Genomic DNA, 1411 nt, shown 5'->3' with positions numbered 1-1411 from the left:
TTGATTACTCTTCCTCTGGGTAATTAGATGTTTCAGTTCCCCAGGTGCCCTCCTCATACTCAAAGGTATGGGTGACAGTGCATAACCACTGCCGGGTTCCCCCATTCGGAAATCTACGGGTCAAAGGTTGCTTGCACCTCTCCGTAGCTTATCGCAGCTTACCGCGTCCTTCTTCGGCTGATATCGCCAAGGCATCCACCGTACGCCCTTAAAATCTTTACTTATTTTACGCCATAATTTGCGACTATCTTCGTTGTACTGCATTCAGCTCATCTTGCGTATACAAATACGCGGCGATTTCGCTTCACTGGTACGCCTCGATATTCATCAAATTCTGACGAAAATCAATTTGATTTTTAGACATGCATTAGATACATTGTCGTTTATTTTGTAGCCGTACATTTTACATGTACGTCACCATTAAGTCAGAGAATTATTTCCTATGTGCTCGGGTCAACCTACTTAGAAATTCTAAGAGATGACCTTACAAATATATATAATTATCTTCTATGCAGTTTTCAAAGAACAAACAATTTATATATTTCGCGTCTATCGTCGTTGCATTCGTCTCACTTGTCTTGCGTAATTACCATTACGCGGCGACGGCGTTCATCTCATGCGCCTAGATATCCATCGAAATCTATTAAATTGTAACTGATTGTTTAAATCAGCTTTGTTTTTTTAGTATATAGCAGACTAGCTGTCAAATACTAAATGGTGGAGACGAGGAGATTCGAACTCCTGACCCCCTGCTTGCAAGGCAGGTGCTCTCCCAACTGAGCTACGCCCCCATGTATTAAATGGTGGGCCTAGGTGGACTCGAACCACCGACCTCACGCTTATCAGGCGTGCGCTCTAACCAGCTGAGCTATAGGCCCATTTAATAGTATGAGAAATATATTATCTTGTAGATAACAGATCTCTCAAAACCGAACAATGTTAGGTGCCAAAGTGTCGACCTAAGTGACATCCAAGCTCTTGGCTCGGTGTATGTCTCCCTAGAAAGGAGGTGATCCAGCCGCACCTTCCGATACGGCTACCTTGTTACGACTTCACCCCAATCATCGACTTTACCTTAGACGGCTGGCTCCCGAAGGTTACCCCACCGGCTTTGGGCACTTCCGACTTTCGTGGTGTGACGGGCGGTGTGTACAAGGCCCGGGAACGTATTCACCGCAGTATGCTGACCTGCGATTACTAGCGATTCCGACTTCACGTAGGCGAATTGCAGCCTACGATCCGAACTGAGAGAGTGTTTCTCGGGTTTGCTCCATCTCGCGATCTCGCTTCCGTCTATTAACTCCCATTGTAGTACGTGTGTAGCCCAGGTCATAAGGGGCATGATGATTTGACGTCATCCCCGCCTTCCTCCGCATTGTCTGCGGCAGTCTCTCATGAGTTCCCACCCGAA

The 1411-nt window shown here is 46.4% G+C and carries 2 tRNA genes and 2 rRNA genes; all 4 read right to left on the bottom strand.

Annotated elements, in window-relative coordinates:
- Positions 1 to 222 (bottom strand): 23S ribosomal RNA (locus VTHSUH11_RS02310); the annotation flags it as partial.
- Between the two features lie 493 nt (positions 223 to 715).
- A tRNA-Ala gene (locus tag VTHSUH11_RS02305) sits at positions 716 to 791 on the bottom strand.
- A 10-nt stretch (positions 792 to 801) separates the two neighbouring features.
- A tRNA-Ile gene (locus VTHSUH11_RS02300) sits at positions 802 to 878 on the bottom strand.
- 124 nt (positions 879 to 1002) lie between these two features.
- Positions 1003 to 1411: ribosomal RNA gene (locus VTHSUH11_RS02295) — 16S ribosomal RNA — on the bottom strand; the annotation flags it as partial.

The organism is Veillonella tobetsuensis (genome assembly GCF_002959935.1).
GTDB lineage: Bacteria > Bacillota > Negativicutes > Veillonellales > Veillonellaceae > Veillonella > Veillonella tobetsuensis.
The sequence above is the reverse complement of the archived record's forward strand: the minus strand, read 5'-3'. Positions and strand labels throughout refer to the sequence as shown.